The 7,103-nt window shown below is 69.3% G+C and carries 6 protein-coding genes and 1 pseudogene; 1 reads left to right on the forward strand and 6 read right to left on the reverse strand.

Annotated features, from left to right (window positions below; genetic code table 11):
- Positions 1-22: 22 nt before the first annotated feature.
- The 6 genes from VHD82_RS16560 to VHD82_RS16585 form a co-directional block, all read right to left on the reverse strand.
- Positions 23-553, reverse strand: a complete 531-nt coding sequence (locus VHD82_RS16560) for a hypothetical protein (protein WP_325703871.1) — start codon at positions 551-553, stop codon at positions 23-25.
- Between the two features lie 333 nt (positions 554-886).
- Positions 887-1,480 (reverse strand): TetR family transcriptional regulator, encoded by a 594-nt coding sequence (locus VHD82_RS16565; protein ID WP_325703874.1) that lies wholly within the window; start codon positions 1,478-1,480, stop codon positions 887-889.
- Positions 1,461-2,951 carry a DHA2 family efflux MFS transporter permease subunit gene (locus tag VHD82_RS16570; RefSeq protein ID WP_325703876.1) on the reverse strand — a complete coding sequence of 497 codons (1,491 nt, stop codon included), beginning with the start codon at positions 2,949-2,951 and terminating at the stop codon, positions 1,461-1,463. The genes VHD82_RS16565 and VHD82_RS16570 overlap by 20 nt, the downstream gene beginning before the upstream one ends.
- A gap of 126 nt (positions 2,952-3,077) precedes the next feature.
- Positions 3,078-3,431 carry a hypothetical protein gene (locus VHD82_RS16575; RefSeq protein WP_325703879.1) on the reverse strand — a complete coding sequence of 118 codons (354 nt, stop codon included), beginning with the start codon at positions 3,429-3,431 and terminating at the stop codon, positions 3,078-3,080.
- Between the two features lie 52 nt (positions 3,432-3,483).
- A complete protein-coding gene (locus VHD82_RS16580) occupies positions 3,484-5,835 on the reverse strand; it encodes an SdrD B-like domain-containing protein (RefSeq protein WP_325703882.1) in 2,352 nt (783 codons plus the stop codon).
- A gap of 99 nt (positions 5,836-5,934) precedes the next feature.
- Positions 5,935-6,972 (reverse strand): aspartate-semialdehyde dehydrogenase, encoded by a 1,038-nt coding sequence (locus VHD82_RS16585; RefSeq protein WP_325703885.1) that lies wholly within the window; start codon positions 6,970-6,972, stop codon positions 5,935-5,937.
- Here VHD82_RS16585 and VHD82_RS16590 point away from each other — a divergent pair.
- A pseudogene (locus tag VHD82_RS16590) lies at positions 6,968-7,103 on the forward strand (ACT domain-containing protein); the annotation flags it as partial. The gene VHD82_RS16585 and the pseudogene VHD82_RS16590 overlap by 5 nt on opposite strands.

A 7,103-nucleotide genomic window follows, 5' to 3' on the forward strand; every position in this document is an offset into this window, starting at 1 on the left:
CTCTGGCAAACGAGGCTTTCAGTCAGACGCTGGGCAGTGTCGGTGTCGGCACCGGGAGCGCCGGCACCGGCAGGGCCGGCACGCTCGCGCTGCCCAGCAGGCCGCTGAGCAGGCTGGTCACCAGCGTCAGCAGGTTCTTCAACAGGTTGCTGACGATGTTCAGCGGCGGCGGCAGGTCGGGCAGCGAAGGCACCGGCGGCAGCTGCCGCGCGGCAGCCGCCTGGGACGGGTCCGCCAGGATGCGGCTGGCCTCGGTCGACTGGCCGTTGGCGGTCGCCGCCTGCTGCTGGTTCTCGGACTGGATCGTGTACTTCTGGCCTGCGGCGAGGTCGCCGAGCAGCGGGCTGAGCTGGTCGAGCGAACGCTCCGTGCCCGAGACGTCGGAGCCGTAGGCGGCCTTGGTGATCTGGTCACGCAGCTGCAGCACCTGCTGGCCGGCGGCCTCGGTGCTGGACGTGCCCTTGCCTCCCGCCGAGGCCACGCCTGCTCCGGCCAGAGCGAGCACACTCCCTGCGACCAGTACCGCGACAGCGCGGGCGATTTTCCCTTGCATTTCTTGGTTCCCTCCCTGGCTCATGGGCCCTGACTGGCTCAATGACTACCTGCCGTTCCGGGGGGCCGCACACCGAGCGAACCTGGCCCCCGACACGAGGAGGATTCGGAATCGAAAGAATTACCCGCGAAATGGTGAGACTTTCTGTGAGCTCGTTCGCCCATTGATCATGGACGCCGAGAGGACGGAACGCGCTCCGTGTCCGGTTCACCCGATGAAACACCCCGGCTCACCCGTACTGCTATATCTGGTTGGTACTGAACGAAAAGACTGCATCAGACGGGAACAAGCAACCGGGTGAGTGGCGGCGCCCGGGCGTGTCGCGGCCGCCCGTCAGCCCGGATCCCCCTCTTCGAGACAGGCCAGCTGCCGGTCCAGCTCCGGCATGAACCCGGCCGAATCGGGCATGGACTCGAAGTACGCCGAGAGCACGACCCCGAGCAGCACCCCGGACCAGGTGCGGACCCTGAGGTCGTCGGGCTCACGGCCGAGGCGCCGGGCCAGCGCGTCGTGCAGCATGTCCATGCCGTCGCGCATCTGGTCGATCAGCCGGGCACGCAGGCCGGGCACCTCGAAGATCAGCTGCTGCCGCGCGATCTCCAGCTCGGACGCCTCGCGCGGCAGCGCGGCCAGTGTTTCCCTGATCGACGCCCGCATCGCCGCTATCGGCGGCAGCTCCTTGGGTTGCTCCAGGAAGGACTTGATCATCACGGGATCCAGCCGGTCGTAGCTCACGGTGTCTTCCTTCGTCGGGAAGTACCGGAAGAACGTGCTCTGCGAGACCTCGGCGGCGGCCGCGATCTGCTCCACCGTGGTCGCCTCGTAACCCTGCTCGATGAACAGCCGCAGCGCATGGTCCTGGATCGCGGCCCGGGTCCGCGCCTTCTTGCGGTCGCGCAGGCCCGGCCTATCCGGCGACGAAGTCATGCACCGATTCTGCCTTCTGGACATCCTCGGCCTGCCGCGGCAGGAACGCGAGCGTCAAGATCACCCCCACCAGGGCGAACCCCGCGCACACCCAGAGCGTGCTGCTCATCCCGTGCACGAAGGCGTGCTGAACGGCGTCGAGCAGGCCCGGCACCCGGACTCCGGCCGCGGCGCTCTCGCGAGCCGCGGCGGGCGTCGAGGCAGGCAGGTCGGCGCGGTAAACGGCGTTGAGCACGGTCCCGAGGATCGTGACGCCCAGGGTGCCGCCGACCTGGCGAAGTGCTTGCAGCAGAGCGGAACCGACCCCGGCCCGCTGCGGGCTCAACGCGCCGAGCGCGAGATCCATCGACGGCGGCAGGGAGAACCCAAGCCCGATACCGACGAGCGATACCCACACCGCGACGAACCCGTACCCACTGCCGAACGCGGTGCCCGCGCCGAGCACCAGCCCCACGACCATGGCCACGAACCCGATGGCGACCACGATTTTCGCGCCCAGTTTCGGCCGGACCCGGTCGGCGACCTGCACGCCGACGAGCAGTCCGCCGACGACCGGCAGCAGGCGCAGGCCGGTGCCCAGCGCGTCCGTGCCGTACACCGCCTGGAAGTATTGCGGCAGCAGGAAAATCGCACCCATCATGGCGAACTGGGCGAACGTGGCGAGTATCCCGCCCCAGCGGAAACCCTTGGCGGCGAACAGCTTCACGTCGACCAGCGGATGGCTCGCCCGCCGCAGCCACGCCACGAAGGCGGCGAGCACGAGCACCCCGGCGCCCATCGGCACAAGCGCCGACGCCGAACCCCAGCCGCGATTGCCTGCCTCGACGAGCCCGTAGGTGAACGCGACCAGCCCCACGCTCGACAGCGCGATGCCTGGAAAATCGATGCGCTGCGCGGGATTCCCCGGGATCCGGGGCACCAGCCCGACCAGCAGCACGGTGCCGATCGCGATCGGCGGGATATTGATCAGGAACGCCGAACCCCACCAGTAGTTGTCCAGCAGCCAGCCGCCGATCACCGGCCCGAGCGGGATGCCGATCGACATGGCCGCCGCCCACACGGCGATCGCGCGCGCCCGGTCCTTGCCGGGGAACAGCTCGGTGATCACGGCAACCGACATCGGCACCAGAAACGCCCCGCCGACGCCCAGCGCCGCGCGCGCCGCGATCAGCTGACCGGCCGTGGCCGAATAGGCGCACGCGAGCGAGGCCAGCCCGAACAACACCAGGGCGAAAATGAGCATGCGCTTGGGCCCGAACCGGTCGCCGAGCAACCCGGCCGGAAGGAGGCCGGCGGCCAGCACCAGCGTGTAGGAGTTCGAGAACCACTGCAGCTCGCTGGTGGACGCGTCCAGGTCCACCGCGAGCGTCGGCAGCGCGACGGACAGCACCGTCACGTCGAGCCCGAAGGCCAGCAGCGCCACCGCGAGTGCGCCGAGAGCCCACCACCGGCTGCGGCCCGTTCCGTCCATCCCGGCCCCGATCTGAGAGTCACTGTCTTTTGGAAGCTACTCTCACTTTTGCCCAGGCGCCAGAGGTCAGGAGTGGCGAAGTGGGGCGGTGCTCACGTGGCAACCGATCAGAGGTGGCGCGACGCGTCAGAGGCACGCGGTGCGCAGCGCCGACAGGTTCGCCGCGTTCCGCTGCGCCCACTCGTTGAGGTTGCTCAGGTTGTCGAGCTTTCGCTGCTCCAGCGCGAGGTAGGAATCGGCGATCTTGCCGAGCTGCTGCTTCAGGTCCTGGTCGGAGACCTCGTCGGCGAGCGCACGCAACCTGTCGGCCTTCTGCCGCGCCTGCGCGGCCAGTTCGTCCGGATCCAGGTGCACGTCGATGTTGCTCAGCCCGAGCGCCTCGGCACACGCGCTGGTCTTGCTGGTGGCCGCATCGACCTGGTCACAGCCGGCCAGCAGCAACGCGAGCACGGCGATTCCGGTCCCCCAGGCAGGTTTCATACGCCCCAAGCTACCCAAAACGACCGCACCGCCGGTGTCGACCGCGTGCGCCTTACTGATCGACAGTCCTCCACCAGCGAACGGTGAACGCGACTCCCGCCATCACGACGATCGCGGTGAACGCCGCCCAGCCCAACGGAAAACCGCCGCCACCGGCACCGGTCGTGGTCTGCTCCGCCGCCGGGGCGACCGCCGGGCTCGGGGCGACGAGACCGACGCGCACGGAGAGGTCTTCCCGCGGTTTCGGACCGACCGAAAGCGGGCCGAGGCAGCCGTCCGGTTTGCCGGGAACCTGGAAGTTCGCGAACTCGGCAGGCAACTGGGTCAGGTCGAAACAGACCTGGTAGCTGCCGTCGGGCAGATCGTCGAGCAGGTAGTGCCCGTCCGGGCCGGTGCGCGTGGTGGCGACGAGCTTGCCCGCCGCATCCTTCATCGAGACCGTGACACCCGGCACGCCGGGCTCACCGGGATCGGGAGCACCGTTGGCATTGCGGTCGAACCACAGCAGGTCCCCGAGCCGGTTGCGGGCGGCGACCAGGCCAGCGTCCATAGTGGACACTTCACGATGACCGACGCCGACGGTCACCGGCGGCATGCACGAGGTGGCCAGCTCCACATCGGAATCGAGCGCGTCGTCCCCGGAGTCCGGGCGGGCCCATTGGTCGCCGGCGTAACCGGCCGGGAAAGTCTTGGTGTCAAAGCAAACCTGGTACGACCCATCCGGAATGCCGTGGAACGAGTACGCCCCGTCCGCACCCGTCGTGGTCGCTCCCGCGTCCCCGCCGCCGACCTTGACCAGCTTCACCGGCAGGCCGGAAACCCCTGGCTCGACCGGATCCTGCAGCCCGTTGCGGTTGCTGTCGAACCACACGCGGTCGCCGATTTCGTTGGTGGGGGAGGACAAACCGGCGTTGAGTGTCGTGTCCACCCGCTTGCCGAGGCCGATCGTCACCGGTCGCGTGCAGCCGGTGGCGGGATTGGCCGCGGAATCGCCCGCGTACTTGGCCGGGGTGTAGTCGGCGACCTCGGCGGGCAGGTTCGCCAGGTCGAAACAGACCTCGTACTCGCCGTCGGGAATGCCGTCGAAGAGGTAGCCGCCGTCGTCCCCGGTGGTGGTGAACGCGATCTGGGTGCCGTCGTCGGTGCGCAGTTTCACCGGTACACCACGGATTCCCGGTTCGTCCAAGGTGCGCAGGCCGTCCTCGTTGAGGTCGTGCCACACCCGCGCGGCGATCTGGTTCACCGGCGGGGCCAGCCCGGCGTCCATCGTCAGGTCCTCGGTGCGATCCGGGCGCAGTTCGGTCGGCGCGGTGCAGCCGGTTCCCGGATCCGGCGCGGAATCCTGACCCGGCGTACCCGCGCGCGCCTTGACCAGCTGGTAATCCGCATACTGCGCGGGCAGTTTCGTGGTGTCGAAACAGACTTTGTAGGTGCCGTCGGGCAGGTGCGAGAACGCGTACTGCCCGTGCGGACCGGTGGTGGTCGTGACGACCACCTTGCCGTCGGGCGTCTGCAGGCTCACCGGAACCCCGGCGATGCCCTGCTCGCCCGGGTCCTGCAGGCCATTGCGGTTCGCGTCGGCCCACACCAGGTCGCCGATCTTGTTCAGGCCGCCCACCACACCGCCGTCGACCGTGTCGTCCACCGAACCCGGCGGCCCCACCGTCACGCGTACGGTCCCGGTGCCGGGGTCCACAGTGGAATCCGCGGCAGGTGTGACGCTCGCCATCGGGGTCGTCCACTTGAGACCGTCGACCCGCGGCGCGCCCGGCAGCCCGGCGGTGTTGACCCCGGTGAAGTCGAATTTGACCGTGTAACAGGTGTTCGGCTGCAGCTTGTCGCCCGGGCCGAAGGTGTACTCGCCGACGGCATCGGTGGTCTTCTCCGCGAGCGGCGCGCCCGTTCCGTCGCAGGCCAGCAGCTGGACCCGCACCCCGGGCAGCCCCGGCTCGTCGCCGTCCTGCACCCCGTCGCCGTCGGTGTCGAACCACACGCGGTCACCGAGCTGGACGTCGCCGGTGCCGTTGCCGACGCCCATCGTCAGCTCGGCCGGCTTGCCGCCGGAAACGTCCACGAACTCGGTCAGCCCCGCGATTCCCGGCCCGCGCGGCGCGGGCTTGACGTCCGGCATCGACGCCGGGATCTGCGCCTCCACGCGGTACTTCCCGCCGGACAGGGACGCGGTGGGGAGCACGACCGTGCCGTCCGGCCCGGTGGTGCCGCTGGCGCTGGCACCGGACGGGTCGGTGGCCACGACGAGGATCCCGGCGACGCCGGCGTGATCGCCGTCCACCCGCACGACATGCACCGTGAGCGGCCCGTCCGTGCTGTCGGCGACTGCCGGCACGGGCAGCGTGCCCAATGCCATCAGCGCGACCACGGCGACAACGACCTGCCTCAGCAACGCGGCTCCCCGACTCGACCTGTTGAAAGACTGCGCTCACACTAGGAGTGCAGGTGCAAGATCGAGTGGAGAAGCCGCCTCCCTAAAGAGTGAAAGTTGCTAAGCGTTTTCCGCGATGAGCTCGGCGATCTGTACGGCGTTCAAAGCCGCGCCCTTGCGGAGGTTGTCGTTCGCGACGAACAACGCCAGCCCGCGACCGTCCGGCACGCCCTGATCAGCACGGATGCGGCCGACGTAGCTCGGGTCTTTGCCCGCGGCCTGCAGCGGCGTCGGCACGTCCGTCAGCTCGACGCCCGGCGCGCCGGCGAGCAGTTCCTTGGCCCGCTCCGGCGAAAGCGGGGCGGCGAACTCCGCGTTGATCGACAGCGAATGCCCGGTGAACACCGGGACCCGGACGCAGGTGCCGGAAACCAGCAGCGCCGGGATGTCGAGGATCTTGCGGCTTTCGTTGCGCAGCTTCTGTTCCTCGTCGGTCTCGTACGTTCCGTCGTCCACAATGGACCCGGCCATCGGCAGTACGTTGAACGCGATCGGCGCGACGTACTTGGCGGGCTCCGGGAACGTCAGCGTACCACCGTCGTGCGTCAGTTCCGAAGCGCGGGAAGCGGTTGCGCTCGCCTGCGCCGCCAACTCCTCCACGCCGGAAAGGCCGCTGCCGGACACCGCCTGGTACGTGCTGGCGATCAGCCGCACCAGACCGGCCTCGTCGTGCAACGGCTTGAGCACCGGCATCGCGGCCATCGTGGTGCAGTTGGGGTTCGCGATGATCCCCTTGCGCGCCTCACCCACCGCCTCCGGGTTGACCTCGCTCACCACGAGCGGGACGTCGGGGTCCATCCGCCAGGCCGAGGAGTTGTCGATCACGGTCACGCGGGCCTCCGCGAAACGCGGGGCGAGCGAGCGGGAGGCCGTGGCGCCGGCCGAGAAGAGCGCCAGGTCGAGACCGCTCGGGTCGGCGGTGTCGGCGTCCTCGACGGTCACCTCGCGCCCACCGAACGGCAGCACCGTGCCGGCCGACCGCGCCGAGGAGAAGAAGCGGACGTCGGCGATCGGGAAGTCGCGCTCGAGCAGGATCTGCCGCATCGCCGCGCCGACCTGACCGGTCGCGCCGACGACACCGACATTCAAACCGCTCATCGGCGCCGGCATGCGCTCCCACCCCGGCATCACCGCCAAGTTCTTCGCGGCCCTGGCCAACGCCGGCGTCAACATCGAGATGATCTCGACCTCGGAGATCCGCATCTCGGTGATCGTCGACGAGGGCGACG

It is taken from the genome of Amycolatopsis sp. (assembly GCF_035546795.1).
Lineage (GTDB): Bacteria > Actinomycetota > Actinomycetes > Mycobacteriales > Pseudonocardiaceae > Amycolatopsis_E.